Raw genomic sequence first — 19,998 nt, forward strand, 5'->3', positions numbered from 1 at the left:
TTGCGCTTCCTGACGCTGATGCTGGGTGCGTTCGTGCTTTCGAGCGTTCTCAGCCCTCGCGCGGAGGCGCAATCGAAGTGCTCGGGCAAATTCGTGAATCCGATCACCGACGTCTGCTGGTCGTGCCTGTTCCCTCTTTCGGTGGGTGGCCTGAAGATCTGGCCGAGCAATCGCGCCGACACGGAAAACCCGTCCCTCCCCGTCTGCGCGTGTGGCAGTCCGGTGCCGCGCATCGGCATTTCGGCCGGCTTCTGGGAACCCGTTCGTCTTGCCGACGTCACCACCAAACCGTGGTGCTTTGTCAATCTGGGCGGCACGAGGATCGCTCCCGGGTTCGACATCGGCCAGGGCCAACTATCCGGCCCGTCGCAGACCGGCGGGAACGGTCAGAACACCTCCAAGTGGCACGTCCACTGGTACGTCTATCCGCTCCTCTACTGGATGGAGATCCTGACCGACTTCCTGTGCTTTGAGCAGGCCTCGTTCGACATCGCGTACATGACCGAGGTCGATCCGCTCTGGCAGGATGACTCGCTTACCGCCCTCATCAACCCGGAAGCCGTGCTGTTCTCGTCGCCGATCGCGCAAGCCGCGTGCGCCGGCGATTGCATCGCTGCAACCGCCAAGCTGCCGCTAGACGCGACCTTCTGGTGCGCCGGCTGTCAGGGTCCGATGTATCCGGTCAACGGCAACATCGCCGCCTCGATCGGTCATGTGCAGGCGTCGCGCCTTGCGTTGGCTCGCTTCGCCTTCAAGATCCACCGCGAGGGCCTCGCCTGGGGCACGATGGGCTCCAAGGGCCTGTGCAACAAGTACCCGATGCCGGTGCTGCGCAAGCAGCAATACCGCGTCCAGATGGTCAATCCGATCCCGATGGTCAGCGGCAAGATGGCCTGTTCGCCGCTTGGGGCCTCGACCATGCCACCGCAGGCAGGCCGGTCCTTCCCCGTGAAGGGCGAGGACATGGGCTACCTCGTCTGGCGCAAGCGCAACTGCTGCGTGCTCTGAGGAGAGACAATCATGCGCCGCATCACCATCGTCATTGCTGCACTTGCCGGTCTCGCCGGCATCCAGGCGATCGCACAGACCGTCGACGGGCTCGACCTCGAGGCCATCAAGCGCCGCTCGGCCGCCATGCAGGGTGACGCCGACATCTTTGCCGAACACGTCCGTAACCGCGGCGATGCCTTTCGCGAAGAGGCCGTCGCCATCCGGGCAAAAAGCGGCGCAAATCTCATATCGCTCGCGAAAGCGGATCTACCGGTGAACGGTGACGGCGCGTTCGACTTCGACGAAATCATCAAGGGCGCGAGCCAGAATGTCGCCGGCACCAAGGGTGACGCGCCGCAGTTCATTGCCTTTGCGAGCCTGTCGATGCCGCCAGCAGCCTTGCGTCAGCTCATTGCCGACACGGCCAAGGCGGGCGGCGTCGTCGTCTTCCGGGGCTTCCCGAACAATTCGATGAAGGCCTTCAGTGCCATGCTGGGCAAGGTCGTCACCGACAATGACCAGCTGTCCAATGTCGGCATCGACCCGCGGCTCTTTCGTGCATTCAACGTCGAGGCGGTTCCGACCTATGTCGCCGTCTCGACCGACTTCGATCTCTGCTCGGGCCTGAATTGCACCACCTCGGTGCCGACGCACGACAAGATCACCGGCAACGTCTCGGTTCGCTATGTGCTCGACACCTTCGTCGCGGCGCACGGCCCCGGTGCCGGCGTGGCATCCGTCGCATTGCGTAACCTCAGCAAGGGCGTCTGAGTGAAGCGCGTCGCTTTCTCTTTGCTACTGAGCGTCCTGGCGGGCGCCACTAGCGGCGTCGTCGCGCAGACGACGATCGAGGAAGCACGCAAGCGGGGCGCGGATCTCGGAAAGTCGATGCGTGCTGACGAAAGCCTTGGCCCGAACGATGCCAAGCTCGCGCAGCTGCCGGGCTATGGCGGCACCGATCTGGCAGAAAAGGTCTATTTCGACGATCCCGACCGCCTGGTAGTCGACGGTGGTTCGAAGGCTGGCACCGACGAGGCGTTCGGCACGGTTACCGATCGCGCACGCACGCGGGCGACCATCAGCAATGCCGAGATCCTGGCGGCGACTTCGCGCGGCACCGCGATCGAGAAGGACCCTGACACCTATCTGGGCGGTCAAAGCCTCGGCGGTGCCGAAGGCACCTGCACGCCGCTGCCGCCATCGGTCGGCTCAAAGGGCTATTACGAGGCTACCTGCAACAAGGGGTCGAAAGTTACGGACACGGTCGAGGCCTGCCGCGGAAACCTCGTGCCTACCGTCGTGAACACCGCGCGCTGGTTCTACTACGGCGTTCTCGACAAAAACGAGGGCTACGGGTTCGCCAAAAACAGCGTCATGCAGGCGAAGGTCACTGCCGGCGTTTGTCGTGCAGAGCCGGTTTCCAAGCACATCTGCGACGCGCAGATCGATCTTGGCGGTGGCGCTAACGACGTCGAAGGCTACCGCAAATACTGCAAGAAGAATGTCAGCGGCACGGCGCAGCTGTATTCCTGCAATCCCGAATTGTCGGCCGCAGAGATCGGCACTCATCAGAACTATGCGACCGGTACTCTCTACCTGAAAAAGGAAGGGACGCTCAGCGTTACCGTCGCCCGCAACGAGGGCACCTGCCCGGCGCTGGCTGCAGACACGACGTGTGTCCCGCAAGCGACCGAGGTCTGCACCGAAGGCCCTGAGACCCGCATCATCGAGGGTGTGCCGGTCACGCAAGCATGCTGGGCCTGGTCGCGTTCCTTCACCTGTCAGCGTCTCACGCCGGCCAGCGACTGCAGCGCGCTCGACGACAACCGCTCGTGCAAATTCCTCCGCGACGAGTGTCTCGACGATCCGCAAAGCGGCGCCTGCAAGGTGTCACAGCGGGTTTATAGTTGCCCGCTTCCCGACGATAAGGCGCCAGCCGATAAGCAGTATGTCTGCGGCGGGGATGTGTATTGCCTCAACGGTAGCTGCGAGACGATCGAACGCGAAGCATCGACCGAGTTCAAGGACGCGCTGGTCGCGCTTCACTCGATCGGCGACGCCGGCAAGCAATTTGATCCGGACAACCTCACCGTCTTTTCCGGTGAGCGCGGCACCTGCAACAAGAAGATTTTCGGCGCGTCGAATTGCTGTTCGGGTAGCGGCGTCCCGCTGCTCACGCCGTGGCTGTGCAGTTCGGCCGAAAAGCGGCTCGACGAGAAAGACGACAAGGGTCTTTGCCACAAGGTCGGGTCCTATTGTTCGGATAAGGTCCTCGGCGTCTGCGTCACGTCCAAGGACGCCTATTGCTGCTTTGGCAGCAAGCTCTCGCGCATCCTCCAGGAGCAGGGCCGTCAGCAGATCGGCAAAGCTTGGGGCAAGCCCAAGGACGAGACCTGCAAGGGCTTCACGATCGAGGAGTTTCAGCGCCTCGACCTGAGCCAGATGGATTTTTCCGAGGTTTATGCGGAGTTCATGGACGCAGCAAAGCTGCCCAGCGAGGCCTCCGTGATGGCCGACATTCAAACCAAAATTCAGGGGTATTATGACCTTCACGGGAGCAAATGATGCAAGCGGTCCGGGGGGGCCATGTTCGATCGACATGTCGGTGCTCGATCTTGCCATTTTCCTTCGCATTCATCGGTCTGGCCGCGGCACCTCGGCAGGCGAGGTCGCGCAGACCATCTCGCACTGGTTTCAGTGCGCGATCGATCCGCTCGAGGTCGAGCAGGCCTTTCCGCGCATGGCGGACAAGGGCTGGCTTGTCCGCCGCGAGACCGGGATGCGCGCAACGATCATGGGGCGAAAGCACGGCCGGAGCCATCTTCGCGGCATCGTCCGGATGCTCGATCAGGGCACCCGGATGCTCGATGTCGCCGCGATGATGTCAGTTCTCAAACTCGCAATGATTGAGCTCGACGGGGAGCATGATGATGACGACGATCAAGACTAAACCTGCCGGCCGGCTGACCGCTGCCATTCTGATGCTGCTTGCAGCAACCGCGCCCGCGGCGACGCCGGCGCTCGCGCAATCCGTCGACCTGCAGAGCGCTGCGATGGCTGACGCGATCGGTGACGAAGATGCGCAGGCGACCAGCGCCGTGGTCGAGCCCGAATTTGACCGTACGTCTGACGCCGCGGAACAGCAGCAGGCCGGCGACTTCTATTGTGGCGAGCGGAAACTCGGTCAGTGGTTCTACTGCGAGCGGCCCAAGGCGAAGCCGTCCGCCCCACAGGCGTCCGCGCAGCCGCAGCAGTCGTCGACGGCGCAGCTGAAGGCGATCACCAAGCAGCTCGACGAACTGAAGGCACGCGCCATCCTCGAGCCGACGGAAGCGAACGTCATCGCCTACGTCCGTTATCAACGCGAACAGCTCGATCGCGCGTCGACCTTCTCCGATACCTGGCAGCGTGCGCTCTGGCAGAACCCGGACATCGACTACACGCTGCAGCGGCCGGTCTCGACCGTCGCCAAGCGGGCATGGACCGAGAACCGCTCAGCGACCCGCGACCAGGTCCTGTCGCAGCTCGGCCAGCGCTACGGCATGTTCTATTTCTTCGCGCAGTCCTGTGCGGCGTGCGAGGTCTTTTCGCCGATCCTGCGCTCGGTCGCCGACAGCCACCGTATCACCGTCATGGCGGTCTCGACCGATGGTGGACCAAGCCGGCAATTTCCCAACTACGTCGTCGATAGCGGACAGCGTCAGCGCATGGGCGTGCCGCTCGCCACGCCTGCCCTGGTCCTGTTCGACACCGTGACCCGCAAGACCGTGCCGATCGGGTTTGGGGTCATGTCGGCCGACGAGGTCATGGAGCGGATCTTCATGCTTACCAACGCCAAGGTCGGGAGCGACTTCTGATGGCGAACACCCCCTCTCCTCGCCCTTCACCCTTCCGCGCCCTTCTTCGCCGAACCGCCGCGGTTGCCATGAGCCTGGGTGCTGCCAGCATGATCCCGGTCGGGATGGCGCGCGCCGATGTCGCGGGCCAGATGAACAGTTTCTTCCAGGATGCTGGCGGTGCCGCCAATGTCACGGGGCCGAGCGCCTATCAGGGACAGACGGCCGGTTATTATTCGATGGGCAACGTCTGGACCCGCTTCCCGCAAAAGAGCGTGCAGCCCTTCAACCTCCAGATGCCCAAGGTGTCCGCGGGCTGCGGCGGCATCGACCTGTTCACCGGCTCCTTCTCGTTCATCAACGGCGCTGAGATGGTCGCGATGCTGAAGGCGACTGCCAACAATGCGCTCGGCTTCGCCTTCCAGCTCGCGATCGACAGCGTCTCGCCCGAGATCGGCAAGGTCATGGATACCATGGCCAACAAGGCGCAGCAGATGAACCAGATGAACATTTCCTCGTGCGAAGCAGCACAGGGTCTGGTCGGCTCGGTATGGCCGAAAATGGCGGGGGCGCGTTCGACGATCTGCGCGGCGGTCGGCAACAGCCAGGGTAAGTTTTCCGACTGGGCGCGATCGCGGCAGGGCTGCGGCGCCGGTGGTGAACAGGACGCCACCCTCGAGGGCAACACCGATCCGGCGATGGCCGACAAGATCCCCGGTAGCCCGCGGAATTACACCTGGGATGCGATCAAGAAGTCGAACAAGTTCGGGAGCACCGATCAGCAATTTTCGGAATATCTCATGACGCTTGTCGGTACGATCGTCATCAATCCGAAGGCCCCGGCGGGAGCGATCGTCGGTTTCGTGGGCCCGGCCGAGGATGCAGTCGTCACCGCTCTCCTCGACGGCACTACGACGGGCACGCCGGTCAAGATCCTGCATTGCGACGAGTCAGAAGCATGCCTCAACATGACCGAGCAGACTCTGCAGGCGGGCCCCGGACTGCGCTCGAAGATCAAGGGGATGATCGACTCGATCAACTCGAAGATCCGCACCGATGCAGCTCTCGATGCGTCTGAGCAGCAGCTTCTCAACATGACGACGCTGCCGCTCTACAAAATGCTCGCGGTCCAGGCGATGGCGCACCAGAACTTTGCCGACGGCGAGACCAGCGCGCTGGCCGAGATCGTCGCGGTCAACCTGCTATCGTCGATGATCGAGAACATGCTCGACCGGATCAGCCAGTCGACCGTGCAGGTGCAGCCGGCCGATGCCGAAATGGGCAAAATGTGGCGGGACCAGCTGGCCGAGGCGCGTACCCGCTACGCGCAGCGCGATATCAAGCTGAAGGACACGCTCAATCAGACGATCGCGCTCATCAACAAGTCGGTCATGCTGGAGTCGACCCTTCAGAACAGCATGTCACCGGCGATGTCTGCATCGCTCAATTTCTCGCGGGGCCTGAGTGCCCAGGGCCTCAATTAGGACGGGTGACGGAGCATGGTTGAGGTCTTCACGATTGGCGGTGGCGAATACATCGTCAACACGTTCAACGCGGTAGCGGCCTGGACGGGCGGGGGCGGTTACCGCTCCCTCCTTCAGGTGGTGATGGTTCTTGGCCTGATCTACTCGCTTCTTGCCGTCGCTTTCACCATGAACGTGCGCGTCTGGCTCAACTGGTTCCTCGGCTCGTCGCTCATCTACATGTGCCTCATGGTCCCGACCGTCACGGTTAAGGTGACGGACCGGATCAACCCGTCACTGGCTCCCGCCGTTGTCGATAACGTACCCCTCGGCTTGGGGGTGATTGCCAGCTTCACCAGTCAGGTCGGTGACTGGCTGACGCGGACGGCCGAAACTGTTTTTACGATGCCGAGCCAGCTTAGCTATTCGTCCAACGGCATGGTTTATGGTGCCCGTCTGCTCGATGCGACGCGCAATTTTCAGATCCGGGACGCCGAGTTCGCGACCAATCTGTCTTCGCATTTCAAAAACTGCGTATTCGGCGACGTCATGCTCGGCCAGAAGTCGATGACCGACCTTGCCTCCGCGAAAGACCTTTGGGCAACGATGGGACCTGGCTCTGCCGCGCGATCTCAACCTTGGGTGGAACGGTCTGGCGCTACAACGTCCAGCAGCATCGTCAGCTGCCGGCAGGCCTACGGTATGCTCGACGGCCTTTGGCACAGCATGATCGACGCTCAGACCTCGCTCTGGGCCAAGGAGACCTATCCAAAGCTCTCGACCGCCGTCGCCTCGGCGAAGCTTCGGGCCGATGTTCCGATCGTCAACCAGGCATTCACGGCGTCCAGCGCCGGCTACGAGAACATCGTCCGGCAAAACACTGCCATCAACGCCTTCATGCAGGCGCGTGACGGCATGGCTGGTGGTCCGGGCGCAGCCTCGATCGATACGTTCGCGACGACGCGGGCTGATATCCAGGCGCGCAACACGTACAACTCGATCGCGCAGCAGGCGATGAGCTGGGTCCCGATCCTGAACATCGTCCTGACTGTCGTGTTCTATGCGATGTTCCCCGTCATCTTCCCGCTGTTCCTGATGCCGCAGACCGGGGTCGGCGCGCTCAAGGGCTACCTGACCGGGTTCTTCTATCTTGCCGCGTGGGGGCCGCTTTATGTCATCCTCCACATGATCTGCATGACGCGTGCGACAGCCGCGGCTCAGGGTGTAGCGGATGGCGGCATGTCGTTGGGGTCCTATGCGGGTATCGGTGCGGTAAACGCTGAAACCGCGACGATCGCGGGCTTCATGCTTATGTCCGTGCCGTTCCTTGCAGCGGGCTTAGCCAAGGGCGCTATGAGCATCTCCGGCCAGGCGACATCGGTTCTATCGCCGGCGCAGAACGCTGCGGAAGCTGCAGCGGCTGAGCAGACCACAGGCAATTACTCCTACGGCAATGCCAGCTTCGCGAACTCGACGTCGAACATGCGTCAGAGCAACCAGTGGTCGGACGCACCGGCATTCTCGACCGGTGCATTTGCTTCCAGCTTCCGTCACGATAACGGCGCGACGACAGCAGCGTTTGGCAATGGCCACTCGGTTATAGACGTGACACCAGGTATGAGCCGGTTGGGCGTTCAGCCAGCGATGAACAGCAGCTACGTTTCGGAAATGCGTCAGCAGGCAAGCCAAGCCGAACGCGCATCTCAAAGTGAGCTTGAAGCGGCAGCGGCGATCCGAACCGCAACCCACACGGATCGGAGCAGCGTCGGTAGGTCGACAAACGTATCTTCAGGGTTTGAGTCCGGCAGCGGCGGACAGTCCGGAACGTCGTTGGAGAGCTTTGACCGAAAGTCTGGCTCGACCTCCACCGGAACCGAAGAACGCTCATCGACTGGGCAATCCCTGCGGTCTTCCGACGGGCACAATCGAGGCGCCGAAACCGTCAACCAAGTCTCCGGTAGCATCGACGCCGGTATGCCTCTGGGAGGTCGAGGAGCTGGCCGTCAGGAAGGTGGTGGTTCTTCCGGAGCTGCTGGCCGCATTCTAAACGCGTTGCCAATACCTAAAATCAGCGGTGGTGTAACCAAAAGTGGCATTCAACGCGATGGGCTTAGCCATTCGTCTGAAAGGTCAAAAACCGACGATTTCAATAGCAGTCAGACCGCCGGTTCTCGCGATGAACATTCCAATGGTGACAGTGCAGGCACTTCGAGCAGCACCTACAATCGCAGCGGCACGTTCACGCGCGCATCTAGCGATTCAACGTCGAGCGTTGGCCAGGAGGACGCCCTTTCGCAGGCGTATTCCCATGAGCAACGTGCTCAGAAGCTCCATGAGCTGTCGCAATCGCTGACCCGTGATGCAAACTTTGCAGAGTCGCATAGCTTGCAAATGAGCGAAAACCTTAGCCAAGAGCTGGCACAGTGGTACGCTGGAGAAGCCGCGACGAAGCCTGGGCTGAACGCTCCGGGACTCCATCAAACTACCTTTACCGATCAAGAGCGCCGAACACGCGATGCAATGATCTCGCAGTTCCTCTCTCAACGCCGGCAAGCAATTTATGATGAAGTTGCGCCCAGTCTACACCAACCCGATCTCGTCCATGTTGCCGCACCACCTGTGGCTACGGACGCCGACGTTACCGCTCGCTACCATCCACATGGTCTTTCGGCTCTGCCAAGCGCTCCAGCGATGCCTGACGGCTCGGCCGCTAGCGAAAGGGTTTCCTCGGGTAAGGATACACTTACGGCTGAACAAGGTGCTCAAGGCGTAATGCGCGCCGGAGCCGTTCAGGCGGGCTCACAAGTGCAGTCAGGCGTAAATAAGGATCTAAATCGGCAATTCTTCACCGATCCTTCGTTGCGAAAATGAGATCCTAAACGGCGAACCAAAAATATAAAAACATTGCGAGTAAAATCATGGAACCGATGAACTGGCCAATTCGCCCTCCCACCGTTGGAGCCCCATTCTCATCACGAGCAATATGGTCCGCGTATTCTTCAACGTCTGGCTTGAGGATTACCAGCGGCCCGCCTGGGCTGTCTGAAGTGGCATAATACAGCGGTAAATCGATCTTGTGCATGGCATTACCCTCTTAATTGAGGGTATCTCACGGAGGCCATCTTGGCAATCACGACCTCAAGTCCATCTCCATCGGTTGATCCGACAGTCGGCGGAAATCTGATCCTCGGGTTCTCGTGGATATTGGTGATGGCACTCGGATTGGTGCCGATTGCCGAGGGATCGTTGCACCGATCCCCATCGATCACCATGCCTACCGTTATTGCGTTTTTCGTTGCTGTCTGCAGTGCCATCCTGTTGCGCCGGCGGTACTCGTGGGTCGGTGTCGTCCTGCACATTTATGGACAGATTGCGATCTGGCTTTCCTTATTCGTCATGTCGCTCACCGCCGTCCTAATCTTAGCAGTAGGCGGTTGATTCCGTTCTGCCTCCTCAACATCGTGGGTCAGTGCGCTATTCGGACACTACTCACGGCATGAATCTATCGGCGTAAGGGCGCCGCCTCACCCTCAACGTTGCTATACTCAAGGGGTGATTGCGCCTCGTAAAGCGTCGTTCGTTCGCGGCGATGGGACATATGGGTGAGCTTCGCGGACCACTGTAGCAGCTTTCTCGATCGCCTCGATCTCCACAGGTTTACCTTTGGGAGTGATCCGCCAATTTGATTTGGGATGGAGAACGATAGGAAGGGCACTGACTGGGCCGATCAGCTTCTTCCAATGAGCGGCTGTTTTCCCAACAGCGCCCTCTAACAGATGTGCAAGAAGGTCCTGCATTTCGTCGGTTGTGGTCGGTTTATCCTGAGCCATCATGCTTCAGTCTACGCTATAGTTTCAGGATCGGAACAGGCGTGATCGTCGCGTGTCCTCGCCGTTTGCAGGTCTGGCAGCGCAGTTTGGTCAATGCCTGTGAGATCGAACCGTCGGTCGTGAAGCGTTCGAGGATTTTCACGGCTGGAAGATTGATTGTTCGACCGCAGGCGCATGCGATACGCATGTCCTCCCGAGATGCCGCCCATTCTCCGAGCGTCGTGAACTTGGACTGGTTCTGCGTCGGCATTAGCCCTCGATGTCGCTCATGACGGTGTGACTTCCTCATAGCAGCCAGCCCGACGGAGCTGGCGAACTATCCCGTTAAACGCGGCTGTGACGCCTTGGGCACGACCAATCTCGTTGTCCTGTGAGGCCGCGTCCCAGAACAAGGTAAGCGGCCATTTCTCGGGGCAATGCGGGAGCAGACAACGAAGAGCGAGGCGGATCTCTGGCACATCAACTCGGACGTCAGAGCAGCGGGTGACGCCGGTGCGCAAAATATGCACGGACAGCGCGATCACGACACGCTGATGCCTCGGCAGCTTGGCCACAGGATCAATGGAAGTCGTGCGACTTGAATCGAACGACTTCCTCCGGATCCATGCCGTCCGCGTGTGGCGGCCAGTATTGGTTGCGGGCCTCAGGTTTCCAGCCCTTATCGCCGCGGTCTGGCGAGCCCGGATGTTGCGCGGCATCGCCACGCCCGGTCCGGTGCGGAAACGACATGTCGCCAACGCGGTGGAGGAGGTCGCCATGGTCGACGATCCGGCTGCAGATCACATGGATGATCTCGCCTTCCTTTTGAACCTGCCCCTTCATGCCGACCATCGACGCCGACATAATCGTCCGGCGTTGTGCCTCGAAACGGTCGGGCCAGAGGATGCCGTTGGCGATGCCCGTTTCGTCCTCGATCGTGATGAACAGCACGCCCTTGGCGGAGCCGGGCTTCTGACGGACCAGGACAATGCCGGCGACCTCGACGTATCGGCCATCCCGAATGTTGGCGAGATCGGCGCATTTGGTGACGCCGCGCCTAGTCAACTCGTCGCGCACGAACGTCAGCGGATGCGCGCGAAGCGAGAGCTGCAGCGCCCGGTAATCTTCGATCACCTCTCGGCCCTCGGTCAACGGCCGCAATGCGACGTCTGGCTCGAGGCCTTCCGCGCTGAAGGTTTCGGCCGATCGATCAGCTGCCGCGAAAAGCGGTAGCGGAGCCTCGCCGAGCCCCCTTACCTTCCAAAGTCCTTGCCGACGATCGACGCTGAAGCCGTGGAAGGCATCGCCGTCAGCCAGCTTTTCGATCGCGGCGCGCTGCACGCCAGACCGTCGCCAGACGTCCTCGACGCTCTCGAAGGGTGTGATCGTACGCGCGCCAACGACCTTCGCGCCATCAGCGTTCGACAGGCCGCGGATTTGGCGAAGGCCGAGCCGCACGGCAAGGTAGCGCCCGCCTGTCTTCTCCAGCGTGCAGTCCCAGCGGCTGGCGTTGACGCATGGCGGCCGCACCTCGACGCCGTGGTCGCGCGCATCGCGCACGATTTGCGCCGGCGCGTAAAAGCCCATCGGCTGCGCGTTCATCAGCGCGGCGCAGAACACGTCGGGGTGATGATGCTTCATCCACGATGACGCGTAGGAGATCTTGGCGAATGAAGCCGCGTGGCTTTCGGGGAAGCCGTAGCTGCCGAAGCCCTCGAGCTGGCGGAACGTCCGCTCGGCGAACTCCCGCGGGTAGCCGCGTTCGACCATGCCCCCGATGAGCTTCTCGCTGAAGTGCGAGACACCTCCGGTGAACTTGAACGTCGCCATGGCGCGGCGCAGCTGGTCCGCCTCGGCCGCGGTAAAGCCCGCACCGACGATCGCGACCTTCATCGCTTGTTCCTGGAAAAGAGGAACACCAAGCGTCTTCTCGAGCACCGCGCGCAGCTCTGGCCGGGGATATTCCGGCTTCTCGAGTCCCTCGCGCCGGCGAAGGTACGGATGGACCATGTCGCCTTGGATCGGTCCTGGCCGGACGATCGCCACCTGGATCACGAGGTCGTAGAAGCGCCGTGGCTTCATCCGTGGCAGCATCGACATCTGCGCGCGGCTTTCGATTTGGAAGGTCCCAAGCGTGTCCGCCTTCGAGATCATGGCGTAGACGTCCGGGTCGTCGTCCTGCAGGTCCGCCAGCCCGACGCGTAGCCCCTTGTCCGCCTCGAGCATGTTGAAGGCTCGGTTCATGCAGCCGAGCATGCCCAGGCCGAGAACGTCGACCTTCATGAATTTAAGCGCATCGATGTCGTCCTTGTCCCATTCGATGATCTGCCGGTCTTCCATCGCGGCTGGCTCGATCGGCACCAGGTCATCAAGACGATCATGAGTGAGAACAAACCCGCCCGGGTGCTGAGACATGTGCCGCGGCACACCGATCAGTTTTCGGGCAAGCTCAAGCGTAAGGCGGAGCCGGCGATCGCCAATATCGAGGTTGAGCTCCTCGACCTGCTTCTCGCCGACGCCATCGGCCGACCAGCCCCAGACCAGACCCGCGAGTGACGAGGTGAGGTCTTCCGGCAGACCGAGCACCTTACCGACGTCGCGGACCGCTCCACGCGCCCGGTAGCGTGTAACGACAGCAGTCAGCGCGGAATGGTTGCGACCATAGGTCTCATAGATCCACTGGATGATCTCTTCGCGGCGCTCATGCTCGAAATCGACGTCGATGTCGGGAGGCTCGCGGCGCTCCCCTGACACAAACCTTTCGAACAGCAGCTCATGCTTGATCGGATCGATCGAGGTCACGCCAAGCACGAAACAGACGCACGAGTTGGCAGCAGATCCGCGCCCCTGACACAGGATCCCGCGCCGGCGTGCTTCCCGCACGATCGCGTAGACGGTCAGAAAGTATGGCGCGTAGCCGAGCTCGCCAATCAGCCGCATTTCGTGCGTTATCTGGTCGGTATAGGCCTGCGGCACGTCGTCATCGAACATGCGCTCGACCGCTTCTGTGGCCAGCCTCTGGAGCGCTTCCTGGGCCGTCAAACCATCGATCAGCTTCTCATGCGGGTATTGATACTGAAGCTCGCCAAGATTGAAGGTGCAGATCCGCGCAATGTCGACACTCGCCTGCAGTGCGTCGGGATAAGCGCGGAAGCGCCTGACCATCTCATCGGGCGATTTCAACGCGCGATCGGCGTTCACCTCGCGGCGATAGCCAAGCTCGTCGACGGTGCATTTCTCGCGCACCGCGGTCACCACGTCCTGCAGCAGCCGCGCTTCAGGAGCATGGTAGAGCACGTCGCCAGTCACGACCGCGCGCACTGCCGCTCCGCCAGCCTGTCGCGCCAGCGCATCGATACGGACCGCGTCCCCTGGCCGGCGCCGTTGGAACAGCGCCATGTAGCCCCGACGCCCGTAGATGGCCTTCAGATCCTTCAGCGCAGTAAGGTTCTCTTCGTCCGCCTCATGCGGAAGCAGAATTGCGATGACGCCTTCAGACCATGGTTCCAGATCGTGCCAGTGCAGCAGGCAACCGCCCTTGCCCGCCCGCTTCTTTCCGACGGTCAGCAATCGGGTGATCCGCGACCAGGCCGGACGATCCGTTGGGTAAAGCAGCAGGCGACGGCCACACGAAAAATCGATGCGCGTGCCCGCAATCGAGCGGACGCCAGTGGCTTTCTGCGCCTCCCATGCGCGCACAACGCCGGCGACCGTGCCGATGTCGCTGACCCCGATCGCCGGGTAGCCAAGCACGGCAGCGGCCGCGAATAGCTCGTCCGGACTGGACGCCCCGCGCAGGAGCGAGAAGTGCGTCAGCACCTGAAGCTCGACATAGTGGGTCATCCAAAGACCCCGTGCATCCACCAGGACAGGTCGCCGGTGTCGTCCTCAAAACCGTCGCCACGACGGAATACCCAGTAGCGACCGCCAGTCTCGTCCTCGACGCGGTAATAGTCGCGGACCGCCCACACCTCCGCATCACGCCGCCACCATTCGCCATGAACGCGTTCGGGACCGTCGCCGCCAACCACCTTGTACGTCGTGCCGCGCCACTCAAAGCGCCGCGGAGGTTGGTCGGGCATCAGGGCGATCACGCGATGCAGTGGCTCTGGATGCGCGAAGAGACGGATCGGCCGCTTCCACTCTGGCCATGTTCCCGGCAGCTCGTTGGGATCGGATTTGACCACGGCCCGCTCCGGGACATGGCTTTCGACGGGAGCGATGCGGAAGACGGAGTGCATCCCGATTCTGCCTGCGATCAGGTCGACCAGGCGCGCCGGGTCGCGCACCAGCGTCTCGCCTGCGAGGACGGCGCCCAGATCAACCGCGTCGAGCGGCTCCGTGTGTGGCGCCACCATTTGAAACTGCTCGAGGCCCATGCCGGGATCGATCCGCTCGATCCGCAGTTTCAGCAGCCGCAAGAGGTGAGAGACTTCCCGTGTCGGCCGGGATGTGCCGACAGCCACGATTTGCTCCGTGCCATCGACGCGCATTCCCGTCAGGCGGATCGAGCGTGCTCCAACGCCTTTCGCCCGCAGCAGCACGACAAGATCGCCCAAGAGGTGACCCATGACCTGTTCGATCGCCTCAGCAGTGCTGATCGGCTCCAGTAGCCGGCATTCGACCGCCGGGACCTCGATGTCCTCTCGCGGGGTGATTGGCTCTGCGACACCGCCCAGGGCTTGATCCAGGCGTGTGATGGTCGGCAGTCCGAGACGGCGCGCGAGGGGTCCGCGCGCGACCGGGAGGAGATCCGCGATCCGCTCGAAGCCAAATTTGCGTGCAGCGGTCAACGCCGTGGGCGTCAGGCGCAACGCGGCGATCGGCAATGGGCTGAGCGCCTCGACCGTACCGTGCGGCTCGACGCGAGTAAGATCTGCTTTGCCAAAACGGGCCAGCGCGTGGGCGGCCCCCGGCGTGTCGGCGACCGCCACGCGCGCGGTAAAGCCTGCACGACGGCAAAAGGCGAGCAGACGACGGCAGAACCGCTCTTCCCCGCCGTGGAGGTGGTCGCAGCCAGCTAGATCGATCCAGAGACCATCAGCCGGTGTGACAGCCGCGATCGGCGACCAGCGCCTTACCGCCAGCAGCGCAAGGCGATCAAGGAGCGCAGCATCGGCTTCCGGCTCGACCGGACGGAAGTCGAGATCGGACACCAGCGCGCGGGCGTGGGTGGCGGCCATCCCGGGATGGATGCCGAGCGCCTGCGCACCGGTGCAGGCAGCGACCACCTCTTCGCGCCGGCCGACCTTGCCAACGAGAGCGAGCGGCGCGTGCTGGACCGGGGGCATAACTGGCGTGGCGAGCCGCAATGCAGGCGCGTGCGCCTTGTACGGGTGGCTCGCCGCTTCCGATCGCCTACCGAGCTCTCGCATTGGCGGCTGCGCATGGACAGGAAGCAACGCGATCTGCGCTTCGGCCTCTTCGCGCGACTGCGCGCTGGTCCGCGCCCACCTGGCACCAGGCCGCCAACCGCCGCCCCGCGGCACCGAACAGGCACCCGGGTCGTCGTCAATCGGCAGTTGCAAGGCGGGCCGCTCAGGCGGCCGCGTAGCGGGCCGTTCCAACCGTCTCAGCCGCTCGATGGCCAAGTTCGGCAGGAACAGCGAGACGACCCGTCTCATCGCTGCCCTCCAGTATAAGGGAAAAACCCTCCCCGCCGCGTTGCCGCGCCAGTTCGACCATCCATCTCGCGCGTCCTACACCCGCGACCTCCAGCCGCGCCGAAGGCGCGGAGCCAATTCGCCAGCGTGTCCACGCGGCGGATGGTTCCGAGAAAGGATCCTGGTCACGGGCGCGTCGACGACGCAACAACAGCACCGGCATGTCGGCCTCCGCCGCGACCAGCTGCAAGCGACGGGTTGCAACCATCGACACCTTGCTCGCTTCCGCGATGATCGCCGATGGCGTCCCGTCGCGAACTGCGTCCTCGATTACGGCGAGCAATGCCGCGTCATCATAGGGTTGAGCATAGATTACATCGGACGAGGAGAGACCTGCCTGAGCCAAAGCCGGTGCGTAGAGGTCGGTGCGGCACGTGGCCCACAAAACAGGGCCGCTGGCATTGGCGGCCTCGCGCGCCGCAATACCGGCAAGGAACAACGTGGTTGCGGCGTCATCCGCCAGTGATCCGCTATGCGCCGTCGCCTCGTGAAGCGCGCCGGCACGCAAGCCTCCAGCCCCAAGTCTGCTGTCGATCGTAGCCAAGCCGAACGGCAGCACGCGGTAGTCGGTGACCGGCGTGGCGATCGTCCGCAGGTGGGCAAGGCTGGTTGCAAGGGACTCGGGGGCGGGGGACATCATGGTCTAAGACTCTACTCGTTCTCTTTATGTTCCGTTACCAAGTCCTACATTGCAAGCGCTTTGATCGTCCCGATCCGGGCTGATGACCTGCTCTTCCCCTCAGCGCACGGAGGGAACGAAAAAAATACGAAGCGGCAACAAATGGCGAATTATTCGCTTTCGTTTGCCCGGTGGGTGACTCATAGAATCGTCATGCCGATACGTCCCGAGAACCGCTGGCTCTACCCGATCGATTGGCGGCAGCTGTCGCAGACGGTCCGGTTCGATCGAGCCGGGGCCAAGTGCGAGGGATGCGGCCGGCCACATCTGCGCCGTGTGGTCCATCTCGGCGACGGACGCTGGTGGGATGCCGATGTCCGGTGCTGGCGGTCAGACCGGGGCAAGCGCATTTCGATGAAAGCCGGGTTCGTGTTGGCGTCGGTCCGGGTGACCTATGTCGTCCTCGCCTGCGCGCACCTCGATCATGATCCGGGCAACAGCGCGTCTTCAAACCTAAAGGCGTTATGTCAGCGCTGCCACATGATCCACGATGCGGCCGAGCATCGCTGGCAGCGCTGGTGGAATGTCTTCCGGCTCCGCGCGATCCGCGATCTCTACGAGGATCCTCGCGTCACGCGCGAGCGCATCGCTGGCCGTTAGAGATCGATGTTTCGAGCGCGCATCGCCTCGGCCGCCAGGCCGGCGATCGGCCCCCGCCCTACGGTCGCCTCGTAGACTTCGGCGACGTCATGATCCGCGAGCTTGCCCAGCATGAGGCGGACCACCGCAACGATCGGCTCGTCCAGTACGGTCTTTGTCTCGTCGTTCGCCATGGCTAAGGTCCCGCCGGTGTTTCCAATGGAGTACGAATAGCATGAACGTAAGTGAACTGGCCAAGGGCGTCGCTGAGGCGACCGGTTCGAACGAAGCTGATGCGAAGAAGGCGATCACGGCCGTATTCGATCAGATCGCGGCCGCAGCCGTGAAGGGCGAGGAAGTCTCGATCCCAGGGTTTGGCAAGTTTACCGTCAAGGACCGCCCGGAGCGCGAAGGTCGTAACCCCGGCACCGGCGAAGCGATCACGATTGCGGCGTCCAAGAAGGTTGCGTTCACGGCCGCCAAGGGTCTGAAAGACAAGCTGTAAGACGCGTGCGCCGACGGGATCATCTCGTCGGCGCCAACCCGAGGGACAGGCTTCGTGTGCAACCGGTATCGTATGACAGCAAAAGAGGTCGACCTCGCGGTCACCTTCGGTATCCGGCCTCCTTATGAAAAGGACGAGGAATACCCCGTCGGTGACATCTTCCCGACCGGCAAAAAGACCCCGTTCTACGGCAAGGTAATCGTGCAGGATGGCACCGAGCGAAAGCTCGAGCGGATGGAATGGGGCGTGCCGACGCAGGTGCCCAGCGCGCGCGACCACTCGATTAAGCTCACAAAGTACGTGACGAACGTGCGCAACCTGAACTCCAGCTTCTGGCGATCGATGCTGATGACACCGGCGCGGCGCTGTCTCGTTCCAGTCACCGCTTTTTCGGAATACGGCCTAGCGCCTGGCGAAGATGGCAGGAAGCCGCTGCACTGGTTTGACGTGCCCAGTCGCCCAGTCTTTGCTTTCGCGGGCATCTGGCGTCCGACCGAGCGCGGCAATGCTTACGGCTTTTTGACGACCGAGCCGAACGCGCTAGTTGCGCCGATCCATCCCAAAGCTATGCCGGTCATCCTCCACGATGACGATTATGATCGCTGGCTTTCAGCGCCCTGGGACAATCTGAAGGAGCTCGTTGCACCCTACCCATCGCAGCTCATGCGCGCCGGTGTAGGTCCAATCACCACGTAACAGAGGATCTGGCGAGTCTGCGATGTTGCGCCTTAAAGAGAATAAGGTGCTCCAAAAGGCCCCGTCCAATCACCTCCAAGGGATCGAGTACCGCTCCACAAGAGTCTCCCAACTATGAAAAAGGGGGATTTAATACACGTGGCGCGCAAAACCGCATCGTCACTAAGTGAAGGCAAGATGCTGCAACAGGTGAGACAACCGCAGCCCCTCCCTTTCAGCCAGCGCAACTCGCCACGCTTGTCGATCACGTGGCCGAAGGAGCCCGCTGGCTCCACGAACTGAAGTTCGATGGCTATCGCTGCCTGATCAGCATCGGCAGCGGGACTGCGCACGCGTTCACCAGGTCGGGCCTCGACTGGACGGACAAGTTTACTCCGGTCGTGCATGACGCCGCCAGTCTCCCTGCCAACGCAGCCATCATTGACGGCGAAGTGGTCGTTGTGGACGTCGGCGGAAAGACGAATTTCCAGGCGCTGCTGTCGGCGATCAAGGGCGAGCCACAGCCGTTTCCCGAACTGCCAATCGTAGCGATTTGACGCAAAGGCAACGCGAACGCAACACTGCTGCGGTTCATGGAGGCAGTTTCATAGAAGTGAATATCACTCGTGACACTTAGTAAAACATGCTGAACAATTCGGGCAACGCCTAAGGTCGGGCTGAGCAAATACTTCTAAATTTTGACAAAATATTATGATTTCAACAATGCATTGATCATCAGTTTTCGCAGCCAATTTTGAGCAACGTTTGTTTCGTCGTTCTCATGCCAATATAGTCGGACTTCGAACGACGGGATGGCGGCGGGAACGGGGGTCGTTTTTACAGCCGCATAGCGCTCGAAAAGCGATCCCACTCGCGAGGGGACGAGCGCAACGAGATCGCTGGACGCGATGACGCTGGGTAGGATCGCAAAGTGGGGGATCTCGAGCATGATGTGACGCTCGATGCCCGCCTTTTTTAACCAACCGCCTATTTGCAGATGTCCGGTCGCAACCGAAGCCACGTGCACGTGCCGCGCTTGACGAAAAACGTCGAGCGTCAGTGGAACCTCCATCGCCGCATCGTGCGAAAGGAGGCAGACGTAATTTTCTTCAAAAAGAGATACGCTTTGCATGTCGGTGAGCATGGGCAAATTGCCGACTGCGGCAGCGATTACTCCGGTGGTTAGGCCGCGCCGCAACTCATCGGTGGACGTTTGCCGCACCTGTAACTCTATGTCGGGCGCGACTGCCCGCAGCCGCTCGAGTATCGGCGGAAGGAACACCATCTCTCCGATATCCGACAAGCCGATGACGAAGCGGCGGTTCGACCGCGCGGGATCAAATGCCCGGACCTCGTCGACAACATGATCGATGCGCCTCAACGCCGTCAAAAACTCGTCATACAGCCGCTGCGCACGGGGTGTCGGTGCCATCCCCTGGCGATTGCGCGAGAACAGCGGATCCTGCAGCGATAGGCGCAGCTTGGAAAGCGCGTAGCTCACAGATGGCTGTGACAAATTCAGCCGCTCGCCCGCAGCCGTCACATTCCCGGTTTCGTATATCGCCACGAAAGCACGGATCAGATTCAGATCAAGGGGTGCAGCCATCTCGATAATGCCTTCCGTTGCACCAGCACCCCACGCATGCCTGTTGCCAACACTATCGAAATTTTAGATAAACTTCTCCGAAATATCAATTTCCCAAATTTTCTGACCTTCGGCAATCTTAAGAACGGGAACAGTGCCGGTTTGCCATGTATGGCGAAGTTTCTGGCAGCTAGCACCCGTGTAGCGTGGGTTC

The 19,998-nt window shown here is 61.7% G+C and carries 20 protein-coding genes; 12 read left to right on the forward strand and 8 right to left on the reverse strand.

Translation table 11 applies throughout. The annotated features are described in order from the left end of the window. Positions 1-18 precede the first annotated feature (18 nt). From traU to J4O76_RS21410, 7 genes are all read left to right on the forward strand, one after another. Positions 19-1,008 carry a conjugal transfer pilus assembly protein TraU gene (gene traU, locus J4O76_RS21380; RefSeq protein WP_426284191.1) on the forward strand — a complete coding sequence of 330 codons (990 nt, stop codon included), beginning with the start codon at positions 19-21 and terminating at the stop codon, positions 1,006-1,008. A gap of 12 nt (positions 1,009-1,020) precedes the next feature. After that, positions 1,021-1,761: a type-F conjugative transfer system pilin assembly protein TrbC gene (trbC, locus tag J4O76_RS21385; RefSeq protein WP_426284084.1), complete on the forward strand. Its 741-nt coding sequence runs from the start codon at positions 1,021-1,023 to the stop codon at positions 1,759-1,761. Continuing rightward, entirely contained in the window at positions 1,762-3,555 is a 1,794-nt protein-coding gene (locus J4O76_RS21390; RefSeq protein ID WP_426284085.1) for a conjugal transfer protein TraN, read from the forward strand. 34 nt (positions 3,556-3,589) lie between these two features. Beyond that, complete coding sequence (locus J4O76_RS21395; RefSeq protein WP_426284086.1) at positions 3,590-3,940, forward strand: hypothetical protein; 351 nt, start codon at positions 3,590-3,592, stop codon at positions 3,938-3,940. Then, complete coding sequence (locus J4O76_RS21400) at positions 3,921-4,847, forward strand: conjugal transfer protein TraF (RefSeq protein ID WP_426284192.1); 927 nt, start codon at positions 3,921-3,923, stop codon at positions 4,845-4,847. The genes J4O76_RS21395 and J4O76_RS21400 overlap by 20 nt, the downstream gene beginning before the upstream one ends. Before the next feature lie 68 nt (positions 4,848-4,915). After that, positions 4,916-6,310, forward strand: a complete 1,395-nt coding sequence (locus J4O76_RS21405; protein ID WP_426284087.1) for a conjugal transfer protein TraH — start codon at positions 4,916-4,918, stop codon at positions 6,308-6,310. 15 nt (positions 6,311-6,325) lie between these two features. Beyond that, positions 6,326-9,160, forward strand: a complete 2,835-nt coding sequence (locus J4O76_RS21410) for a conjugal transfer protein TraG N-terminal domain-containing protein (RefSeq protein WP_426284088.1) — start codon at positions 6,326-6,328, stop codon at positions 9,158-9,160. Positions 9,161-9,164: 4 nt separating this feature from the next. Here the strand turns inward: J4O76_RS21410 and J4O76_RS21415 are convergent, their stop codons facing one another. Continuing rightward, positions 9,165-9,371 carry a hypothetical protein gene (locus J4O76_RS21415; RefSeq protein ID WP_426284089.1) on the reverse strand — a complete coding sequence of 69 codons (207 nt, stop codon included), beginning with the start codon at positions 9,369-9,371 and terminating at the stop codon, positions 9,165-9,167. Positions 9,372-9,412: 41 nt separating this feature from the next. Here J4O76_RS21415 and J4O76_RS21420 point away from each other — a divergent pair, with 41 nt between their 5' ends. Next, the gene (locus J4O76_RS21420) at positions 9,413-9,727 is read left to right on the forward strand and encodes a hypothetical protein (RefSeq protein ID WP_426284090.1); all 315 of its coding nucleotides are present in this window, start codon (positions 9,413-9,415) and stop codon (positions 9,725-9,727) included. Positions 9,728-9,834: 107 nt separating this feature from the next. Here the strand turns inward: J4O76_RS21420 and J4O76_RS21425 are convergent, their stop codons facing one another. The 5 genes from J4O76_RS21425 to J4O76_RS21445 form a co-directional block, all read right to left on the reverse strand. After that, positions 9,835-10,122 carry a hypothetical protein gene (locus tag J4O76_RS21425; protein WP_426284091.1) on the reverse strand — a complete coding sequence of 96 codons (288 nt, stop codon included), beginning with the start codon at positions 10,120-10,122 and terminating at the stop codon, positions 9,835-9,837. 13 nt (positions 10,123-10,135) lie between these two features. Next, complete coding sequence (locus J4O76_RS21430; RefSeq protein WP_426284092.1) at positions 10,136-10,369, reverse strand: hypothetical protein; 234 nt, start codon at positions 10,367-10,369, stop codon at positions 10,136-10,138. Positions 10,370-10,677: 308 nt separating this feature from the next. Further along, positions 10,678-13,941: an error-prone DNA polymerase gene (locus tag J4O76_RS21435; RefSeq protein ID WP_426284093.1), complete on the reverse strand. Its 3,264-nt coding sequence runs from the start codon at positions 13,939-13,941 to the stop codon at positions 10,678-10,680. After that, positions 13,938-15,722: a DNA polymerase Y family protein gene (locus J4O76_RS21440; RefSeq protein ID WP_426284094.1), complete on the reverse strand. Its 1,785-nt coding sequence runs from the start codon at positions 15,720-15,722 to the stop codon at positions 13,938-13,940. Before J4O76_RS21440 ends, J4O76_RS21435 begins: the two co-directional genes overlap by 4 nt. Beyond that, positions 15,637-16,398, reverse strand: coding sequence for an ImuA family protein (locus tag J4O76_RS21445; RefSeq protein ID WP_426284194.1), 762 nt, complete (start codon positions 16,396-16,398; stop codon positions 15,637-15,639). Before J4O76_RS21445 ends, J4O76_RS21440 begins: the two co-directional genes overlap by 86 nt. A 195-nt stretch (positions 16,399-16,593) precedes the next feature. Here J4O76_RS21445 and J4O76_RS21450 point away from each other — a divergent pair, with 195 nt between their 5' ends. Continuing rightward, complete coding sequence (locus tag J4O76_RS21450) at positions 16,594-17,040, forward strand: hypothetical protein (protein ID WP_426284095.1); 447 nt, start codon at positions 16,594-16,596, stop codon at positions 17,038-17,040. Here the strand turns inward: J4O76_RS21450 and J4O76_RS21455 are convergent. Next, a complete protein-coding gene (locus tag J4O76_RS21455; RefSeq protein WP_426284096.1) occupies positions 17,037-17,213 on the reverse strand; it encodes a hypothetical protein in 177 nt (58 codons plus the stop codon). The genes J4O76_RS21450 and J4O76_RS21455 overlap by 4 nt on opposite strands. A 41-nt stretch (positions 17,214-17,254) precedes the next feature. Between J4O76_RS21455 and J4O76_RS21460 the strand changes: the two genes are divergently transcribed. The 3 genes from J4O76_RS21460 to J4O76_RS21470 all read left to right on the forward strand — a co-directional run bounded on the left by J4O76_RS21460 (position 17,255) and on the right by J4O76_RS21470 (position 18,756). Further along, on the forward strand, positions 17,255-17,524 hold the full coding sequence (locus tag J4O76_RS21460; protein WP_426284097.1) for an HU family DNA-binding protein: 270 nt from the start codon (positions 17,255-17,257) through the stop codon (positions 17,522-17,524). Between the two features lie 54 nt (positions 17,525-17,578). Next, positions 17,579-18,220, forward strand: a complete 642-nt coding sequence (locus J4O76_RS21465) for an SOS response-associated peptidase (RefSeq protein ID WP_426284098.1) — start codon at positions 17,579-17,581, stop codon at positions 18,218-18,220. Positions 18,221-18,468: 248 nt separating this feature from the next. Continuing rightward, positions 18,469-18,756: a hypothetical protein gene (locus J4O76_RS21470; RefSeq protein ID WP_426284100.1), complete on the forward strand. Its 288-nt coding sequence runs from the start codon at positions 18,469-18,471 to the stop codon at positions 18,754-18,756. A gap of 152 nt (positions 18,757-18,908) precedes the next feature. On the opposite strand, the gene J4O76_RS21475 is transcribed toward J4O76_RS21470, so the two are convergent. Continuing rightward, positions 18,909-19,805, reverse strand: coding sequence for a LysR family transcriptional regulator (locus J4O76_RS21475; protein ID WP_426284102.1), 897 nt, complete (start codon positions 19,803-19,805; stop codon positions 18,909-18,911). Positions 19,806-19,998 lie beyond the last annotated feature (193 nt).

Origin of the sequence: Sphingomonas sp. NFX23, from assembly GCF_049887795.1 — a bacterium.
GTDB lineage: Bacteria > Pseudomonadota > Alphaproteobacteria > Sphingomonadales > Sphingomonadaceae > Sphingomonas.